The sequence below is a fragment of the Arthrobacter sp. Z1-15 genome, from assembly GCF_054792395.1.
The window spans coordinates 3,458,025-3,476,245 of record NZ_CP096454.1; the positions used below are offsets into that span (position 1 = coordinate 3,458,025).

At 67.4% G+C, this 18,221-nt stretch carries 15 protein-coding genes and 1 tRNA gene; 10 read left to right on the forward strand and 6 right to left on the reverse strand.

Features of this window, described 5'->3' with window-relative positions; translation table 11 throughout:
- Positions 1–4: 4 nt before the first annotated feature.
- Both M1D40_RS16005 and aroQ read left to right on the forward strand, forming a co-directional pair.
- Positions 5–1,366, forward strand: coding sequence for an MFS transporter (locus M1D40_RS16005; RefSeq protein WP_461169469.1), 1,362 nt, complete (start codon positions 5–7; stop codon positions 1,364–1,366).
- Positions 1,367–1,373: 7 nt separating this feature from the next.
- Complete coding sequence (gene aroQ / locus M1D40_RS16010) at positions 1,374–1,838, forward strand: type II 3-dehydroquinate dehydratase (protein ID WP_341395209.1); 465 nt, start codon at positions 1,374–1,376, stop codon at positions 1,836–1,838.
- A 37-nt stretch (positions 1,839–1,875) separates the two neighbouring features.
- Here the strand turns inward: aroQ and M1D40_RS16015 are convergent, their stop codons facing one another.
- On the reverse strand, positions 1,876–3,060 hold the full coding sequence (locus M1D40_RS16015) for a MarP family serine protease (protein ID WP_461169470.1): 1,185 nt from the start codon (positions 3,058–3,060) through the stop codon (positions 1,876–1,878).
- Between the two features lie 229 nt (positions 3,061–3,289).
- Here M1D40_RS16015 and M1D40_RS16020 point away from each other — a divergent pair, with 229 nt between their 5' ends.
- The gene (locus tag M1D40_RS16020) at positions 3,290–3,967 is read left to right on the forward strand and encodes a Crp/Fnr family transcriptional regulator (protein ID WP_104053107.1); all 678 of its coding nucleotides are present in this window, start codon (positions 3,290–3,292) and stop codon (positions 3,965–3,967) included.
- A gap of 99 nt (positions 3,968–4,066) precedes the next feature.
- Here M1D40_RS16020 and M1D40_RS16025 read toward each other — a convergent pair whose 3' ends face one another.
- The 3 genes from M1D40_RS16025 to M1D40_RS16035 are packed head-to-tail and all read right to left on the reverse strand — an operon-like array spanning position 4,067 to position 5,611.
- A complete protein-coding gene (locus M1D40_RS16025) occupies positions 4,067–4,981 on the reverse strand; it encodes an NUDIX hydrolase (protein ID WP_445818930.1) in 915 nt (304 codons plus the stop codon).
- Positions 4,974–5,456: a RidA family protein gene (locus M1D40_RS16030; RefSeq protein ID WP_341395206.1), complete on the reverse strand. Its 483-nt coding sequence runs from the start codon at positions 5,454–5,456 to the stop codon at positions 4,974–4,976. The genes M1D40_RS16025 and M1D40_RS16030 overlap by 8 nt, the downstream gene beginning before the upstream one ends.
- Positions 5,453–5,611, reverse strand: coding sequence for a DUF4177 domain-containing protein (locus tag M1D40_RS16035; RefSeq protein ID WP_146067190.1), 159 nt, complete (start codon positions 5,609–5,611; stop codon positions 5,453–5,455). The genes M1D40_RS16030 and M1D40_RS16035 overlap by 4 nt, the downstream gene beginning before the upstream one ends.
- A gap of 37 nt (positions 5,612–5,648) precedes the next feature.
- Here M1D40_RS16035 and M1D40_RS16040 point away from each other — a divergent pair, with 37 nt between their 5' ends.
- From M1D40_RS16040 to M1D40_RS16060, 5 genes are all read left to right on the forward strand, one after another.
- Positions 5,649–7,976, forward strand: a complete 2,328-nt coding sequence (locus M1D40_RS16040) for a transglycosylase domain-containing protein (RefSeq protein WP_461169471.1) — start codon at positions 5,649–5,651, stop codon at positions 7,974–7,976.
- Between the two features lie 2 nt (positions 7,977–7,978).
- Positions 7,979–8,902 (forward strand): metallophosphoesterase, encoded by a 924-nt coding sequence (locus M1D40_RS16045; protein WP_461169472.1) that lies wholly within the window; start codon positions 7,979–7,981, stop codon positions 8,900–8,902.
- A 187-nt stretch (positions 8,903–9,089) separates the two neighbouring features.
- The gene (locus tag M1D40_RS16050; protein WP_461169473.1) at positions 9,090–10,958 is read left to right on the forward strand and encodes an ABC transporter ATP-binding protein; all 1,869 of its coding nucleotides are present in this window, start codon (positions 9,090–9,092) and stop codon (positions 10,956–10,958) included.
- Positions 10,955–12,820 (forward strand): ABC transporter ATP-binding protein, encoded by a 1,866-nt coding sequence (locus M1D40_RS16055; RefSeq protein ID WP_461169474.1) that lies wholly within the window; start codon positions 10,955–10,957, stop codon positions 12,818–12,820. The genes M1D40_RS16050 and M1D40_RS16055 overlap by 4 nt, the downstream gene beginning before the upstream one ends.
- Before the next feature lie 84 nt (positions 12,821–12,904).
- Positions 12,905–12,981 (forward strand) — tRNA-Pro (locus tag M1D40_RS16060).
- Between the two features lie 120 nt (positions 12,982–13,101).
- On the opposite strand, the gene M1D40_RS16065 is transcribed toward M1D40_RS16060, so the two are convergent.
- The gene (locus tag M1D40_RS16065; protein ID WP_461169475.1) at positions 13,102–13,995 is read right to left on the reverse strand and encodes a phosphoribosylaminoimidazolesuccinocarboxamide synthase; all 894 of its coding nucleotides are present in this window, start codon (positions 13,993–13,995) and stop codon (positions 13,102–13,104) included.
- Complete coding sequence (purD, locus tag M1D40_RS16070; protein WP_461169476.1) at positions 13,992–15,338, reverse strand: phosphoribosylamine--glycine ligase; 1,347 nt, start codon at positions 15,336–15,338, stop codon at positions 13,992–13,994. The genes M1D40_RS16065 and purD overlap by 4 nt, the downstream gene beginning before the upstream one ends.
- Positions 15,339–15,436: 98 nt before the next feature.
- Between purD and M1D40_RS16075 the strand changes: the two genes are divergently transcribed.
- A complete protein-coding gene (locus M1D40_RS16075) occupies positions 15,437–17,194 on the forward strand; it encodes a molybdopterin-dependent oxidoreductase (protein ID WP_461169477.1) in 1,758 nt (585 codons plus the stop codon).
- Positions 17,195–17,198: 4 nt separating this feature from the next.
- Positions 17,199–18,206 (forward strand): asparaginase, encoded by a 1,008-nt coding sequence (locus M1D40_RS16080; protein WP_341395199.1) that lies wholly within the window; start codon positions 17,199–17,201, stop codon positions 18,204–18,206.
- Positions 18,207–18,221: the final 15 nt, after the last annotated feature.

Consider the following 18,221-nt stretch of genomic DNA (forward strand, 5'->3'; position numbering starts at 1 on the left):
GCTCGTGTCCACTTCCAGCACTGCCTCCCCAGCTTCCACACCTGCCGAAACCGATCCGCAGCACCGCCCGCAGTCACGCCGGATGGCGCGCAGGGTAGCCGGAGCCTCCTTTGTCGGAACGGCACTGGAGTCCTATGACTTCTATGTCTTCGGCACGGCCGCCGCACTGATCCTGAACCGGATCTTCTTCCCGGAGGTCGATCCGCTGATCGGCGTCCTGCTGTCCTTCCTCTCCCTGGGCATCGGCTTCATTGCCCGCCCCGTCGGAGCGGTCCTGTTCGGCCACATCGGAGACCGGATCGGACGCAAGAAGTCGCTGATCTGGACCATTGTCCTCATGGGCACGGCCACCGGCGTGATCGGCCTGCTCCCGGACTACAACACCATCGGCCTCTGGGCTCCGGCGCTGCTCGTCACCCTGCGGCTGCTGCAGGGCCTGGCCGTGGGCGGGGAATGGGGCGGAGCCATCCTGATCGCCACCGAACACGCCGAGCCGCGCAAGCGCGCCCTCTACGCCGCGATCCCGCAGATCGGCTCCCCGGTGGGCACCATCATGGTCACCGCCACCTTCCTGCTCCTGACCCAGGCATCGCAGGAAACCATGGAAGCCGGGCTGTGGCGGCTGCCGTTCCTGATGGCCTTCCCGTTCATGGCCATTGCCCTGTACCTGCGCTTCGCCATCGAGGAAACCCCGGTCTTCAAGGACGTTGCCGAGCACCAGGCCGTTCCCCGCGTTCCGGTCCTGGAAGTGCTCACCACCCAGCGGCTGCCCGTTCTGGTTGCCGCCGCCGCCTCACTGCTGGGCATCGGTTCCTACTTCCTCATGACCACCTACACCCAGGCCTACGGCACCCAGCAGCTCGGCCTGTCCGACACCACCGTGCTCAACGCCGCCCTGGTGGGCTCGGTCCTGCAATTGGCCACGATTCCGGCCTTCGGCTGGCTGGCCACCCGAATCGGCTCGGCCCGGATGGTGGCTGCCGGCGCCGCGGCCACGCTGCTGATTTCCTTCCCGCTCTACTGGGTGATCAGCACCGCGGACCAGACCACCTACATCCTGGCCATCCTGCTGGGCGGCATTGCCCCGACGGCGGCCTGGGCGGCTTTGGGCGGGCTGATGGCTGACCTGTTCCCGGCCCGCACCGGCTTCACGGCGCTCTCGCTGGCCTACAGTTTTGCCGGAATCCTCGCCGGCTTTACCCCGGCGGTCACCTCCGCCTACGGCGAGGCGACCGGCGGTGCGTGGTGGCATCCCGGCGTCGTACTGGCCCTGATGTCCCTGGTGACGATTGCCGGCGCGCTTGCTGCGGCCCGCATGACGCGCCGCGGCGCAGACGCCGCCGAGCGGGTGCAGGTTGGCGCATAGTTAAGGCATGACTGCCTCCCGCACCCGCAACCTGCTCGTCCTCAACGGCCCCAACCTGAACCTCCTGGGCACCCGGGAGCCGGGGATCTACGGCACGGCCACCCTTGACGACGTCGAGACACTCGCCCTCCAGGCGGCCGAGGCGCAGGGCTGGACGGTTGACTGCATCCAGTCCAACCACGAGGGGGACCTGATTGACGCGATCCACGGCGCTCCGGGGCTGGCGGACGCCATCATCATCAACCCCGCCGCGTACAGCCACACCTCCGTTGCCATTCCCGATGCGCTGTCCGGAGTGGGGCTGCCCGTCGTGGAAGTGCACCTGAGCAACATCCACCGGCGCGAGGAGTTCCGCCACCACTCCTACGTGTCGGCAGTGGCCGACGTCGTCATCTGCGGCGCCGGAATTGCCGGCTACGGGATGGCGGTCAACTATCTCGCTGCCCGGCTCGACGGCGAAGCCGGGGACTGAGCCCGCGGAACCGACCCTCTGCTACTTGCAGCCTGTCCTACTCGCCGGAAATGCACTGCCCGGGAGACACCGGGTCGGAGTAGCCGGCGGCAGCCTGCGCCACCGGACCGAGTTCGCTCAGGGACAGGGCGTAGCCGATGGGCTGCTCGCCGGTCGTCTTGGCGAAGATCACCCCGGCCACCTGCCCGTCAATATCCAGGAGCGGCCCGCCGGAGTTGCCCTGCTGCACGTTGGCCGCCAGGGTATAGACCTCCAGCACCTCCGGCGATGAGCCGTAGATGTTACGGACGGAGACGTCGGAGAGCCGCTCCACGTTGGCCGCCTGCAGACGGAACGGGCCGCCGGCCGGATACCCGGCAAAGGCCGCCGTGGTGCCGTCCGGCAGCACGTCGCCGAGGGGAATGGGGTCCGCCTCCAAGTTTTCCACCGACAGCACGGCCAGGTCACGGGTGCTGTCAAAGTAGACCACCTTGCCCGGAAGTGCCCCGCCGCCGGGAATCTGCACCACCGGCTCGGACACCCCCGCCACCACGTGGGCGTTGGTGATGACGCGGTCATCCGCCACCACGAAGCCGGAACCGGTCTGGTTCTGCCCGCACTGGTAGGCGGTGCCGGTGATCTTCACCACGGACTCCGACGAGGTTTGGAGCGCAGCGGAGGAGAACGCCTGGTCGGGGGCGACCACCGTTTCCGGTGCCGCGCTGTCCAGGATGGTCGGCAGGCCCTCGGCCAGCGTGAAGGACCGCACCTGCGCCGTCCAGGCCTGCACCCGGTCCGGAGTGGCCTCGTCGATGGTGGTCAAAACCTTGGACGAGGTGATCTGCTGCGAGAGGAAGGGCACACCGAGCGTATTGACACTGAACGCGAGCATCGACATCACCAGTGCGGATACCGCCAGGTTCACCGCACCGCCGAACAGCCGGTCCAGAAACCGCAGCGGCGGGAAGTTCAGCCAGCGCCGGATTCCGCCGCCCAGCGCGGCTCCCACGGCATGTCCGCCCAGAACGAGGACCGCCACGGTGGCAATAACGGCGGTCAGCCGCCACCCGTCGTCGGGCACCCACGCCGCGACCAGCGGAATGGCGAAAAACGCAGCGACAGCTCCGGCCACGAAGCCGACAATGCCGCCCAGAGTCACCACCAGACCGTTCCGCAGACCGGCGATGAGGTAGAACAGCAGCGCCAACAGCAGAATGATGTCAAGCAGGGAGAAACCGAGCACAAACAGCTCCAAATACGGTGTAGGGGGCTAACGCGGGACCATGCGGCGACGGTCCCTGCCTCCAGAGTTTAGCGGTCCAAGCTGGGTGTGCCGTCCGCGCCGGAGTCCGCCGGGCAGTGCGTCGGGGCGTCCTTTTTATCATCCGAGGGCGAACAAAGCTATTACAGGTGTCACATGGGGCCGCAGTGCGGGAAGATAATAGAAGGGACAACTATTTACAGGAGATTTCATGGATATCGAGGTACTGCGCCGTGCGCCACTGTTCGCCTCATTGGGAGACGACGTCTTCGCAGCTCTGACCGACGAGTTGACCGAGGTCGACCTTTCGCGCGGCGCATCAGTTTTCCGCGAAGGTGACCAGGGCGACCAGCTGTATTTCATCGTGTCCGGAAAGATCAAGCTGGGCCGCTCTGCACCCGACGGCCGCGAAAACCTGCTGGCCATCCTCGGCCCGGGCGAGCTCTTCGGCGAGATGGCACTGTTTGATCCGAGCCCGCGCAACGCCACCGCCACCGCGGTGTCGGAAACCCGTCTTGCGGGACTGCGGCACGACAACCTGAAGGCGCTGCTGGAAACGCGCCCGGAGGTGTCGGTGCAGCTGCTGCAGGCACTGGCCCGCCGCCTGCGCCGCACCAACGAGTCCCTTGCGGACCTCGTCTTCTCGGACGTTCCCGGCCGTGTCGCCAAGGCGCTGCTGGATCTCGCGGACCGCTTCGGCCGTCCGGCCACCGACGGCATCCTGGTGGCACACGAGCTGACCCAGGAAGAGCTGGCCCAGCTGGTCGGCGCTTCCCGCGAAACGGTGAACAAGGCCCTGGCCGAGTTCGTCCAGCGCGGCTGGCTGCGCCTTGAGGCACGCGCCGTGGTCATTCTGGACGTGCAGCGGCTGCGTCAGCGCTCCCGCTAGGCCTTCGGCTTAGCGGTTCTGCCGCACGACGACGGCGGCGCCTCCCCTTTTCGGGGCGGCGCCGCCGTCGTTTAACCGGTGCGGTAGCCAGACGCGGCGTCAGCGCCCCCGCTGGGCCGAACCTTCGCCGGCGCCGCTGAGCTGTACGGCCAGCCAGTAGCCGTCGTCATTCTGGACCAGTTCGGGCTGGTAAACCTTTGCGGGGCGGCGGGAAGCCAAGTAGGCGATGCAGCCGCGGGCAGTCGCCAGCTTTTCCAGGACCAGCTCCACCTGTGGAACTGTCAGCTCCCCCAGGCGCAGTCCGGCGGTGTCCGGAAGCCCGATTTCGTCACCCAGCGACGTCGTGTCGCGCGCTCCGATTTCAGCGGCCGCGGACCGCCACCCGCCCCAGACGCCCTTGCCCTCGAGCAGGGAGGCCTCCTGGCCGATGGGCTGCACGGCGGCAAAGTAGCGGGTGTCGAAGCGGCGCAGCGCAAAATCCGCCGTCTGCCAGTTGGAGAGCGGGCGCAGCAGGTCCGTGCGCAGGCCCAGGCCGCGGCGGCCGAGCAGGTCCAGGAAGGACAGCTCTCCGGAGGCAATTCCGGACCGCGCCGCCATCCACTCCGGGCCCCGGTTGGCCTCCAGCAGGGTGGACTCATCCGGGCCCGCCAGCAGGATCCCCGTTTCTTCGAAAAGCTCGCGGATGGCAGCCACCACGTGGCGGCGGGCCAGCCGGGGGTCGTCGATGCCCAGGGATTTGGCCCAGGCTGCGGCGGAGGGTCCGTACCAGCCGGCGGCGGAACCGTCGTCGCCCTCTTCGATGCTTCCGCCGGGGAAGGCGACCTTGCCCAGCGGGGATTCGCCGCGCCGGTAGGCCAGATAAGTTTCAGTCCCGCGGGGAGCGTCCCGGACCAGCACCACGGAAGATGCCAGGCGGGGTTTGCGCGGTGTGCGGTCACCGTGTTCTAGCCAGCTTTCCGCGGCCCCCCGCAAATACGGGGGAACCGGGAAAAGCCGTAGGGAGGAACTAGGCAAATTCAGCGATCACTTCTACTTCGACCGGGGCATCCAGCGGCAGTACCGCCACGCCGACGGCGGACCGGGCGTGGGAGCCCGCCTCGCCGAAGACCTTCCCCAGCAGTTCGGAGGCTCCGTTGATGACGGCCGGCTGTCCGGTGAAGGACGGCTCGGAGGCAACGTAACCAACTACTTTCACAATGCGGCTGATGCGGTCCAGGTCACCGATCTGTGCCTTGATGGCAGCCAGTGCGTTGACTGCGCAGGTTGCGGCGTAACCGGCGGCGTCCTCAGCGGACACCGCGGCGCCCACCTTCCCCGCAGCCGGCAACGCGCCGTCGACAAACGGCAGCTGGCCGGAGGTGTAGACGTAGTTGCCGGTGACAACGGCCGGCACGTACGCGGCCACGGGGGCGGCCACCGCGGGCAGGGTCAGGCCCAGCTCCGCGAGCCGGCGCTCCACGGCCGAAACCGCTTCATTAACCTCTGTCACTGCGACTTCTCGCGCTTCATATAGGCAACAGCTCCGGTGCCGTTGGGGGCGGGGGTGATCTGAACCAGCTCCCAACCTTCTTCGCCGTGCATGTTAAGGACAGCTCCCGGTGTGTGAAGAGGAAGCGGCGTGATGAAATATTCCCATTTGCTCATAATCCAAAGACTAACGCGTGCTTGTAGACTGATGCGCATGGCAGCTCGCAAATCACCTCTTTTTGACACGGCGACCACTTTGGGCAAGATCGTCGCGTTCTTTGGCGTCAGTGCACTTTGCGGTGTTTTGGCCGCGGGACTCCTCGTTCCCGCCGCCGCGGCTGCCGGCACGGCCGCATCCGGTTCCCTGCAGTTCTTCGACAATCTCCCGTCGGAACTTGAGCCCGGGGCACTGGCCGAGCCCTCTCGGATTTATGCCAATGACGGTTCCCTCATCGCCACGCTGTATGAGGAGAACCGCCAGCCCGTGAAGCTGGCCGAAGTCTCCCCCACCATGATCGACGCGATGCTTGCCATTGAAGACGACCGCTTTTACGAGCACGGCGGCGTGGACATGCAGGGCATCCTCGGGGCTTTGGCCTCCAACATCTCCTCCGGCACCAACCGTGGTGCCTCTACGATCACGCAGCAGTATGTGAACAACGTCATCATCGACTCCAACCTCCAGAACGAAGAGGATGTGGTCTTCAGCGGCAGTATGCAGAAGACCTACGGCGACAAGCTGCGGGAGATGAAGCTGGCCATCGCCGTTGAGAAGCAGCTGAGCAAAGAAGAGATCCTTGAGGGCTACTTCAACATTGTGCCGTTCAGCGGAATGACGTTCGGCGTGCAGGCAGCCGCCAAGTACTTCTTCAACGTGACAGCGGCTGAACTGAACATCCCACAGGCCGCGCTGCTGGCCGGCGTGGTCAACGGTCCCACGCTCTACAGCCCCACAGGCAACCCCGAAGTGGCCCTGAAGCGGCGCAACCTGGTCATCGGCACCATGCTCAGCACCGGGCGCATCACCCAGGAAGAGCACGACGCCGCCGTCGCCACCGATCTGGGCCTGAACCTCACGCCGGTCCCCAGCAACTGCGTCGGCGCCGTCCAGGCACCGTACTTCTGCGACTATGTCACTCACCTGGTCACCAACGACGAGCGGTTCGGCGCCACGGTGGAAGACCGCGAGAAGCTGCTGTACCGCGGCGGCCTGAGCATCAACACCACCCTTGACCCCGAAATTCAGAACGCCGCGCAGACCGCCATCAACGAAACCGCCAACCCGGACACCACCGACCCCGAGATCGGCCACTCCATGGTCTCCATGGAGCCGGGCACGGGCAAGATCCTGTCCATGGCGCAGAACACCCGGTACACGCCCGAGCAGGGCCCCGGCAACTCCGTGCTGAACTTCAACGTGGACCAGTACCAGGACGGCAACCCGGAGAAATCCCTGGGCGGCATGGGCGGTTTCCAGCCGGGCTCAACCTACAAGCCGTTTACCGTGGCTGCCTGGCTTGACGCAGGCAAGACACTGAACGCCCAGCTGGACGGCCGCAAACGCACCTACCCCGCCGGACACAGCTGGAACGCCAGCTGCCTGCCCGGCGGCCGGTACGGCATTCCGGAACCCTGGACACCCATCAACTACGGCGACACCAACTACAAAACAACCTCGGTCATCGACGGCCTGGCAAACTCCCTGAACACCATCACGCTGGCAGAAATCAACCAGCTGGATCTGTGCAAGTTCCAGGAAATGGCCTTTGCCGCCGGCATCCACAACGGCAAGAGCTCCAGCGGAGAGTACGAACGGCTCGGCATCGACCCGCCGTCGTCCTTCGGCGGCGGCGGCGACGCTTCGCCGCTGTCCATGGCCACCGGCTTTGCCACCTTCGCGGCTGAGGGCCTCAAATGCGAGCCCCGCGCCCTGACCTCGGTGACGGCATCCGACGGACGGACCTTCGAGGTTCCGGCTCCGGACTGCCAGCAGGTCATGAAAAAGGAAGTTGCCCAGGGCGTCAACGCTGCCACCCAGCAGGTGATGACCAAGGGCTCGGGCTACAACCTGCAGATCGGCCTCCCGGTCGCCGGCAAGACCGGAACCAACGACTTCCGGTCCCAGACCTGGTTCATGGGTTACACCACCGGCATGGTCACCGCCACCTGGCTGGGCAACCACGTTTGGGGTGACGATCGTGGAACCATGATCGGCAAGCCCATCGGCGGCAAGGTTTACCCCGAAATCGACGGTTCACTCATTGCCGGGCCGTCCTGGAAGAACTTCATCCAGCGCATCCCCGGCGAGTACGGGGCCAACCCCTTCACTCCCCCGCCCGCCAGCATCATGGGCAATGCGCCCCAGGCCCCGAAGCCGGCTCCCGCGCCGTCCCCCAGCCCCGCCTCAGACAATGACGAGGGCAACGGCGGCGGCGAGGGCAACGACGGCGGAGACGGCGGCGGCGAGTCCGAGGGCGACAACAACGCTTCCGGGGTGAGCTTCTTCAAAGACCGGCTTGCTGCCGGACGCGAGACGTACTAACTGTGGCTGACTCATCCCTGGGCACTGCCCTGCGCTCGGCCGCATGGACGGCCGGAGCCGGGGCTGCCGCCCTGGCCTACGCCTCATTGATCGAACGCAACCTCTTCGGCGTCCGCACGGAGACGCTGGCTGTCCTGCCCCCGGGCAGCACGCCCCTGCGGGTGCTGCACCTTTCGGATATCCACTTTGTTCCGAACCAGAACGTCAAAACACGGTGGCTGGCCTCGCTTGCCGAGCTGGAACCGGACCTGGTGGTCAACACCGGTGACAACCTCAGCCACCCCGATGCCGTTCCGCCGCTGCTTGAGGCGCTCAAACCGCTGCTGCGGTTCCCCGGCGTTTACGTTCCCGGCTCGAATGACTACTACGGTCCGATGCTGAAGAGCCCCTTCACCTACTTCACCGGGCCTTCGAAAATCACCAGGGAACCGCCGGCACTGCCGTTTGGAGAGCTGTTCGGCGCATTCGACGACGCCGGCTGGACCGGACTGACCAACCGCCGGGATTCCAAGGTCATCGACGGCGTCCGGCTGGATTTCTCCGGCGTGGATGATCCGCATCTGGACCGCGACGTCTATGCAGGGTTCCCCGAACCCGCCGCTGCCGCCGCTGCGCTCCCCGCTCTCCGGGTCGGGGTCGCCCATGCGCCCTACCAGCGGGTGCTGAATTACTTTACCGACGGCGGCGCGGAGCTGATCCTGGCCGGCCACACCCACGGCGGACAGGTCTGCATCCCGTTTTACGGCGCACTGGTCAGCAACTGCGACCTGCCCACCTCACGGGCCAAGGGCGTGTCGATGTGGGAGCACAACGGCCGAAGCGTACCGATGAACGTGTCCGCCGGGATCGGAACCTCCCGTTTCGCTCCGGTCCGGTTCGCCTGCCGTCCCGAAGCGGTCCTGCTGACGCTGACCCCGCGGGCATGAAACCGGCCTGAGCCGGCACCGGCTCAGACTCCCGGGCAGCGACCGCACCGGGCGTGAAGCAGGCATTTCGTTCCGGCCCGGACCATACTCCGGACCTCCGTCGATTCCGTCGCCGGGCAGGCTTAGGATTGAGGCCACCAGGGACAACTGCTCGCAGCAGAACCCTCCACCCGCACAAAGAGGTTTCATGCCCGCGCAAACAACACTGTGGCTATCCCTTGGACGGCTGTATCCCCATCTGCGGCCCATCCTTCTCCGCTTAATCCTTGGACTCTTCTGCGCACTGGGGGCCAGCCTCATGGCGCTGGCCATCCCGCAGGTCTTCCGGGTCCTGATCAACACCTCGCTCAACCCCGGCGGATCCTCCGCTGCCGTGTGGGGCGCGGCCGGCGTCGTGCTGGGCCTGGGCGTGCTGGAAGCCGTCTTCGTAGCGCTGCGCCGCCAGTTCGTGATTGCCCCCGCCACGACTGTGGAAACCCGGATGCGCACCTCGTTCTACCGTCATCTGCAGGACCTGTCCGTGGAATTCCACGACCGCTGGGGCAGCGGCCAGCTGCTCTCCCGCGCCATGAGCGACCTGAACCTGATCCGCCGCTGGATGGCGTTCGGCGCCATCATGCTCGTAGTCACCGCCCTGACCGTGGTGATCGGGTTTACCGTCATGCTGTTCACCAGCTGGCCGCTGGCCCTGATCTTCATGGCAGCCGCTGTTCCCATCGTCATTTACGGATTCCGCTTCAACCGGTTCTACCGGCAGGTGTCCCGCCAAAGCCAGGACCAGACCGGCGACCTGGCCACCACCGTGGAGGAATCCGTCCACGGCATCCGCGTCCTGAAGGCCTTCGGCCGCAGCCGCGAAGCCCTGGACTCCTTCGAGGAACAGGCCCAGGAACTGCGTCTGACGGAAGTGTCCAAGGCCAATTCACTGGCCAAGTTCTCGCTGGTGGTCACGCTGCTGCCCGAGGCCGCCCTGGCCGCGGCCCTCGTCGTCGGCATCATTTCCGTGGCCGACGGCACGCTCAGCATCGGCGCGCTGGTCGCGTTCTTCGCCACCGCCGCCGTCGTCGCCGGCCCGGTGGAGGCCATCGGGCCGCTGCTGTCCATGACGCTCACCGCGAAAACCGCAATTGACCGCCACTACGAGGTCATGGACGCCCGGCGCTCCATCACCAGCCCGGCCAACCCGGTGCACCTGCAGGACGTGCGCGGGGAGCTGGTGTTCGACGGTGTGCATTTCGCCTATCCGGACACCAAAGACGGCACACGCAACCTGGTCGACGGCGTCGACCTCTGCCTGCGTCCCGGCGAAACCATGGCGCTGGTGGGGGTCACCGGAAGCGGGAAAACAACCCTGCTGCAGCTCGTGCCCCGGCTCTTCGACGTCACGGGCGGCTCGATCCGGATCGACGGCACCGATCTGCGGGACCTGGACCTTGAAGAGCTCCGCACCATCGTGGCGGTGGCTTTCGAGGACACCACCCTGTTCTCCAGCTCCGTACGGGACAACGTGCTGCTCGGCGCCGAACCGGCAAGTTCCGCCGAAGCGGACCAGCTGCTGGCCCAGGCGCTCGACGTGGCGCAGGCCGACTTCGTGTACTCGCTGCCCGAGGGCACCGACACGCTGATCGGCGAGGAGGGCCTGAGCCTGTCCGGCGGGCAGCGCCAGCGTGTGGCCCTGGCCCGCGCCATTGCCGCCCGGCCCAAGGTCCTGATCATGGATGATCCGCTGTCGGCCCTGGACGTCCGCACCGAAGAACTGGTCGAGGGCCGCCTGCGGGAGGTGCTGGCCGACACCACCACGCTGGTGGTCGCGCACCGCCCCTCCACGGTATCCCTGGCCGACCGCGTCGCCCTGCTTCAGGACGGCCGGATCAGCGCCGTCGGAACCCACGCCGAGCTGCTCGCGGGCAATGAGCACTACCGGTACGTGATCGCAAGCCTGCCCACGGATCCCAAAGATCTGGACAGCGGGCTCGACGACGGCCCGGTGCCGGAGAACGACGACGGCGACGGCCTGGCGGCCCAGCGCCTCGATGATGAGGAGATAGTGCGATGAGCCGCTTTACTGTCCGCCGCGGCCCCGCCAAGGGCTCCGATCCGAACTACGACGCCGCGGCCCGGCTCGGCACCGCCGGCGAGGACGCCGTCCACCTCGGAGCGGAAGAAAACCGGGCGGTCCGGCGCCGTTCCCTGGCCCTGCTCGGGTCCCTGATCCGGCCCAACCGCGCCAGGTTCATCGGCACGGTGGCGCTGGTCGTCTTCTCCCAGGCCGCGCGGGTGGCCGGACCGGCCATCATCGCCTACGGCATCGACCATGCCCTCCCTGACCTGCAGGCCGGCAACAGCCTGCCGCTGATCCTCTCCGGCGTTGCGTACCTCGTGGCGGCACTGCTGGCGGCCGCCCTGACCGCAGGTTACGTCCGCGCCACCGCACTGCTGAGCCAGGCCATGCTGCTGGACCTGCGGCTGCGGGTCTTCCGACACACCCAGCGCCTGAGCCTGGAGTTCCACGAAAAGTACACTTCCGGGCGCATCATCTCCCGGCAGACCTCGGATCTGGAGGCCCTGCGCGAACTGCTCGACTCGGGCATCAGCTCCCTGGCCTCGGGCGCCATGTACATGCTGTTCACCGCCGTCAGCATTTTCCTGCTGGACTGGCGCACCGGGCTGCTGCTGCTGGTGGCGTTTGTTCCCATGTTCCTGCTGACGCGCTGGTACCAGACGCGTTCCCAGCTGGCCTACCGCGCGTCCCGGGTGACCTCCGCGAAACTGATTGTGCACTTCGTGGAGACAATGACCGGAATCCGGGCTGTGAAGGCATTCCGCCGCGAACAGGTCAACGCCCGGAAGTACGACGAGCTGGCCGATGACTACCGGGTGGCGACCGTCCGCTCCATCAACCTTAACGGCGTTTTCCAGCCCGGACTGGTGCTGATCGGCAACGCCACGGTGGCCGTGGTGCTGCTGGTGGGCGGGTTCCGGGTGCTCGACGGCGGCCTCGAGGTGGGTGCCCTGCTGGCCCTGCTGCTGTACTCGAAGCGCTTCTTCCAGCCGGTGGACCAGATGGCCATGTTCTACAACTCCTTCCAGTCCGCCTCCGCGGCGCTGGAAAAGGTCTCCGGGCTGCTGGAGGAAGTTCCCACCGTCCGCCCGCCCCAGCATCCGGTGGAGCTCAAGCACGCCGCCGGCGACATCCGGTTTGACGGCGTGGAGTTCCGGTACGGCAGCGGCCCGGTGATCCTGCCGCAGATGGACCTGCACATTCCCGCCGGGCAGACGGTCGCCCTGGTCGGCCAGACCGGGGCCGGAAAGTCGACCCTGGCCAAGCTGATCGCCCGCTTCTACGACCCGTCGCAGGGCGCCGTGCTGCTGGACGGTGTGGACCTGCGCGACCTCACGCAGCGGGACCTGCGCCGCGCCGTCGTCATGGTGACCCAGGAGGCCTTCCTGTTCAGCGGTTCGGTGGCGGACAATATCGCGCTGGGCAAGCCCGAAGCCAGCCGCGCGGAAATCATCGCCTCGGCCAAGGCCGTGGGCGCGCACGAGTTCATCGAAGCGCTGCCGGAGGGCTATGACACTGACGTGAACAAGCGCGGCGGCCGGGTGTCCGCCGGCCAGCGCCAGCTGATCAGCTTTGCCCGCGCCTTCCTGGCCGATCCGGCGGTGCTGATCCTGGATGAGGCCACGTCCTCGCTGGACATCCCCAGCGAACGGCTCGTGCAGCACGGCCTGAAGACCCTCCTCGGGAACCGGACGGCTTTGATCATTGCGCACCGCCTCTCCACCGTGGAGATTGCCGACCGGGTGCTGGTGATGCACTCCGGCGAGGTGGTCGAGGACGGCACCCCGGCCGAGCTCACCGCCGGCACCGGCCGCTTCGCGAAGCTGCAGGCGGCTTGGCAGGAATCCCTGGTGTAACCCGGTTTCGCGGAACCGGACCTCATCGTCTACACTTGTAAAGTTGCTTCAGCGGCGGGGAAACCCGCCGAATAGCAGTGGTTACGGGGTGTGGCGCAGCTTGGTAGCGCGCGTCGTTCGGGACGACGAGGTCGCAGGTTCAAATCCTGTCACCCCGACCATAGAAAAGGTTCCCTTCCGGTTTTTCCGGAAGGGAACCTTTTTCGTTAAGTTTCCTGCTGCTGGGGTGGTTCGGGGACTCCCCCATCCCGGAGGAGGGGGGAGTCCCCGAACAAAGTCCCCTACTCGAACTTTTTCCCGGTGAGCCGCTCGTAGGCCTCCACATAGCGCGCGCGGGTGCGCTCGACGACGTCGGCCGGCAGGGCGGGCGGCGGGGTGTCCGAGGACTTGTCCCAGCCCGATTCCGGCGACGTGAGCCAGTCGCGGACGTACTGCTTGTCGAAGGACGGCTGCGCGCGGCCCGGCTCGTAGAGCGCGGCGTCCCAGAAGCGGGAGGAGTCCGGAGTCAGCACCTCATCGCCCAGGGTCACCTCGCCGGTGGCCGGATCCTTGCCGAACTCCACCTTGGTGTCCGCCAGGATAATCCCGCGGTCCCGGGCGATCGCCTCGGCCGCCGTGTAGATCTCCAGCGTGAGCGCGCGCAGCGTTTCCGCCGTTTCGGCGCCAACGGATTCCACCACGGCACCAAAGCTGATGTTCTCGTCATGCTCGCCCACCTCAGCCTTGGCCGAAGGCGTAAAGACCGCCGGCTCCAGCCGGGAGCCGTCCACCAGTCCGGCGGGCAGCGGCACCTCGCACACGGTCTGCGACTGCCGGTATTCGGCCAGTCCTGTCCCGGTGAGGTAGCCGCGGGCGATGCACTCCACCGGGTACATCTCCAGCTTTTTGCAGACCATCGCCCGGCCGGCCACTTCGGCCGGCACGCCCTCGTCCGCGGAAATCACATGGTTGGGCACGGCCAGCTGGTCAAACCACCACAGGCTCAGCTGGGTCAGGATGCGGCCCTTGTCCGGGATCTCGGAGGCCAGTACATGGTCAAAGGCGCTGATCCGGTCACTCGCGACCACCAGGACACGCTCCTGAGCCCCGGGCGCGGACAGGTCCGCGGGCACATAGAGGTCGCGGACCTTGCCGGAGTAGACGTGGGTCCAGCCGGCCAGTTCGGGCGCGCTCATGCCGGGTCTCCGTCCAGGCTGCGTGCAGGCGTGTTTTCCGTAGCGGCGTCCGGTACCGTGCAGGTGCCGGAGGGAACCTCCACTTCCCCGCGCAGCGCCTTCAGGGCAATGTCGCTCCGGTGCTGGGACCCGTCCAGCCGGATTTTCTCCACCCCGGCATAGGCCAGGTCCCGGGCGTTCCCCAGGTCAGAGCCGAGCCCGACGACGGCGAGCACCCGTCCGCCGGCGGAGACTGCCTTGCCGTCCCCGTTGAACGCGGTACCGGCGTGCAGGACGTGTACGCCGTCGAGCTTTTCCGCCTTCTTCAGGCCCCGGATCCGGTCTCCGGTGCGCGGGGTCTCCGGATAATTGGCGGCAGCGACCACCACCGCCACTGCCGTCCGCGGGTCCCATTTAAGCTGTTCCATGGCGTCCAGCTCACCCTTGGCCGCGGCCAGCAGCAGGCCGCCGAGCGGGGTTTTCAACCGGGCCAGGACAGCCTGGGTTTCCGGATCGCCAAAGCGGGCATTAAATTCGATGACGCGCATGCCGCGGGAGGTCAGGGCCAGTCCGCAGTACAGGACGCCGACAAACGGGGTGCCGCGGGCGGCCATTTCATCGACCGTGGGCTGCGCGACGCGCCGAACGACATCATCCACGAGGTCCGCCGGAACCCAGTTCAGCGGCGAATAGGCTCCCATGCCGCCGGTATTGGGCCCTGCGTCGCCGTCGTAAATGCGCTTGAAGTCCTGGGCCGGTGCCAGGGGAACAACATTGCGTCCGTCGGACAGGACAAAGAGGGAAACTTCCGGGCCGTCCAGGAATTCCTCGATCACCACGGTTCCGCCGGCGTCGAAGCAGGCCTGCGCATGCGCCAGCGCAGCGTCGCGGTCGGACGTGACCACCACGCCCTTGCCCGCGGCCAGGCCGTCGTCCTTGACCACATAGGGTGCACCAAAGGTGTCCAGCGCATCGGCGGCCTGCTCTGCAGTCGAGGCCACCCGGGCCATCGCGGTGGGAACGCTGGCCGCAGCCATGACCTGCTTGGCAAAAGCCTTAGAGGCCTCCAGCTGGGCGGCCGCCCGGGAGGGACCAAACACCGGAATGCCTGCCTCGCGCAGGGCGTCCGCAACGCCTGCGGCCAGCGGAGCTTCCGGGCCGATGACCACCAGGGTTGAGCCCAGGGTCTTGGCGAGTGCGGTCACCTCCGCCGGATCGCTGGCGTTGACCGCGTGGACCGGAACCATCTGCGCGATGCCCGCGTTGCCGGGGGCAGCGTGGACCTCTCGGACATAGGGGTCAGCGAGGAGGGATCGGACAAGGGCATGTTCGCGGCCGCCGGGGCCAACAACGAGAACCTTCACAGTAGTTCAGGGTACTGGTTGGGCTCCGGCAGCCGAAAGCACGGCTCCCGTATGACGCGGCCACCCATACCTGCGCCGGGCTGCTGCGAATAGTTTCCATGACGGCCTCCCCAGCACCCCCGCCCGCCCGAACCCGTATCCGGACCCTGCTCCGGCCCCGGCCCGCACTGATCTACGCCGCAGTGGCCGGGATCCTCGCCGCGGCAATGGTGCTGGCCGTGGCCGAGCTGGCCGGCGCGTTCTTTACTGCGCGGGCCCGCCCGCTCATTGCCCTGGGCTCCACGTTTATTGACTTCACTCCCCTGTGGCTGAAGAACTTCGCGGTGGAAACCTTTGGCACCAATGACAAAGCCGCCCTCTTTGCCGGCATGGCCGTGACCATCGTCGTGCTGGCCGCCCTCGCAGGGGTGCTGGCCCGGTACCGCTGGGCGCTCGGGGTTGCCGCCGTCGTCGCCATGGGCGCGGTGATCGTCGCGTGCGTCCTGACCCGCGCCGGTGCTGCGCCCCTCGACGCGGTGCCGACCCTGCTGGGCACCGCAGCCGGCATTGGCGTGCTGCGCGGGCTTCTTCGGCGCATTCCTGCCGCGAAATCCGCTCCTTCTGTTGCGGTGCACGGGCAGCAGGCGGATAGTAAACACCGGTCGGCAGGCATCCCCGCAGCGGCGCCCGCCGTCCAGCCGGTCTCGGCGGGGGACGGTCAGAACGACGGCGGTGCCGGGGCCGTCATCGGCGCCCCGTCCCCCGCGGGCCCCGGCCTGCACCCTGACCTGCACCCCGGACCCTTTCCGAACCGGCGCGGATTCTTCGTTGCTGTCGGGCTCACGGCGGTGCTGGCGGCTGCGGCAGCAACCGGCGGCCGGGCCATCGCCGCGGCCCGCAGCACCACGGCCACCTTCCGTGCGGCCCTGAAACTGCCCGCCGCCGCCGAGCCCGCTCCCGCCCTTCCCTCCGGTCTGCAGTCGCCGGTGCCCGGCGTGACGCCGTGGCTGACGCCGAATGCAGACTTCTACCGGATCGACACCGCGCTGAGCGTGCCGGAGGTGGACGCCGAAACCTGGGAACTGCGGATCCACGGGATGGTGGAGGAAGAGATCCGGATCAGCTTTGCCGAGCTGCTGGACTCGGACCTGGTGGAGCGCCACCTCACACTGACCTGCGTTTCCAATCCGCTCGGCGGGGACCTGGCCGGTACTGCCAAGTGGCTGGGACTGCCGGTGCGGGAGCTGCTGGCCCGGGCGCGCCCCACCGCAGGGGCGGACATGGTGCTCTCCACCAGCGTTGACGGCTTCAGCGCCTCCACTCCCCTGGAGGTGCTGCAGGATGACCGCGACGCCCTGCTGGCCGTGGGCATGAACGGTGAGCCGCTGCCTCCGGTGCACGGCTATCCGGTGCGGATGGTGGTGCCCGGCCTCTACGGCTTTGTATCCGCGACCAAATGGCTCATCGACATGGAGGTCACCCGCTTCGACGCCCAGACCGCCTACTGGACCGATCGCGGGTGGGCCGAGCAGGCGCCGGTCAAGACGATGGCGCGGGTGGAGGTCCCGGCGTCATTCGCCCGGGTACCGGCCGGCCCCGTGGACGTCGGCGGCACAGCCTGGTCACAGCAGCGCGGCATCACCGGAGTGGAAGTGCAGATCGACGACGGCGAGTGGCAGCCGGCGGTCCTGGCCGCGGAGGCCTCGGTGGACACCTGGCGGCAGTTCTCCTTCCGTACTCCGGCGCTGACTGCGGGCAACCACACGGTGCGGGCACGGGCCACGGATCCGCGGGACGGTGTGCAGACCGATGCCCGGGCCGACACGGTGCCCGACGGCGCCTCCGGCTGGCAGTCGGTACAGTTCATGGTGGAATAAGAACATGCCTGCCACTTTTACTGCGTCCGATGCCGTTGAACTTGCCGTTGTGGAACGCAACGGTTTCATCGAGTCCCGCCACATCGGTTCCGCCGTCGTCATGGCGGCGGACGGAAGCGTCGTCACCGCCCTGGGCGACATCACGACTCCCATCTTTCCGCGCTCCACGCTCAAGCCGTTCCAGGCGGTGGCCGCCATGAAGTCCGGTGTCCCGCTGCGCGGCCCGCAGGTGGCGCTGGCCGCTGCCAGCCACACCGGGTCCAAGGAACACACCGACGTCGTCAAGACCATGCTGGCTGCCGCCGGAGTCACCGAAGAGCACCTGCAGTGCCCCGAGGACTGGCCGCAGGATGAAGCCGCCCGGCATGAGCTGATCCGCAGCGGCAAGGGCAAAAACAAGCTCGCCTTCAACTGCTCCGGCAAGCACGCCGCGTTCCTCTGGGCCTGCACCGAAAACAACTGGGACCACGCCACGTATCTGGACCCGCAGCATCCGCTGCAGCTGCGCATCGCCGAGGTCTTCGAGGAATTCACCGGCGAAACCATCCGGCACTGGGCCACCGACGGCTGCGGCGCGCCGCTGGCCGCGGTTTCCCTCACCGGCCTGGCCCGCGGCATCGGCCGCCTGTCCAAGGCACCCTCGAGCAAGCACGGCGACGCCCGGGCCGCCACCGTGGCCACCGCGATGCTCGACTACCCCTGGGCCGTCCACGGCCACGGCCGCGAAAACACCGTGGTGATGGAAGACCTGGGCATCATTTCCAAAAACGGCGCCGAAGGCGTCCTCGTGCTGGGCACCGACACCGGCGTGTCAGTCGCCCTGAAGATGCTGGACGGCGACACCCGGGGCGCCTCCCTCGTGGGACTGACCCTGCTGGCGGCCAGCGGGGCGGTGGATGCCGGCAAGATCGGCGCGGTACTGGACAAGATTGTCCGTCCGGTACTTGGCGGAGGCGAGCCCGTCGGCAGCATCCGGCTCGGGGCACCCGTCACGGCCCTGCTGGATTCCTGACCAGCGGCAGCGGAC

Excerpts from the sequence above, each read along its gene's own strand:
- M1D40_RS16075 (WP_461169477.1), top strand. The coding sequence starts at position 15,437 with ATGACGGCCTCCCCAGCACCCCCGCCCGCCCGAACCCGTATCCGGACC.
- aroQ (WP_341395209.1), top strand. The coding sequence starts at position 1,374 with ATGACTGCCTCCCGCACCCGCAACCTGCTCGTCCTCAACGGCCCCAAC.
- M1D40_RS16050 (WP_461169473.1), top strand. The coding sequence starts at position 9,090 with ATGCCCGCGCAAACAACACTGTGGCTATCCCTTGGACGGCTGTATCCC.
- M1D40_RS16040 (WP_461169471.1), top strand. The coding sequence starts at position 5,649 with ATGGCAGCTCGCAAATCACCTCTTTTTGACACGGCGACCACTTTGGGC.
- M1D40_RS16020 (WP_104053107.1), top strand. The coding sequence starts at position 3,290 with ATGGATATCGAGGTACTGCGCCGTGCGCCACTGTTCGCCTCATTGGGA.
- M1D40_RS16055 (WP_461169474.1), top strand. The coding sequence starts at position 10,955 with ATGAGCCGCTTTACTGTCCGCCGCGGCCCCGCCAAGGGCTCCGATCCG.
- M1D40_RS16065 (WP_461169475.1), bottom strand. The coding sequence starts at position 13,995 with ATGAGCGCGCCCGAACTGGCCGGCTGGACCCACGTCTACTCCGGCAAG.
- M1D40_RS16080 (WP_341395199.1), top strand. The coding sequence starts at position 17,199 with ATGCCTGCCACTTTTACTGCGTCCGATGCCGTTGAACTTGCCGTTGTG.
- M1D40_RS16035 (WP_146067190.1), bottom strand. The coding sequence starts at position 5,611 with ATGAGCAAATGGGAATATTTCATCACGCCGCTTCCTCTTCACACACCG.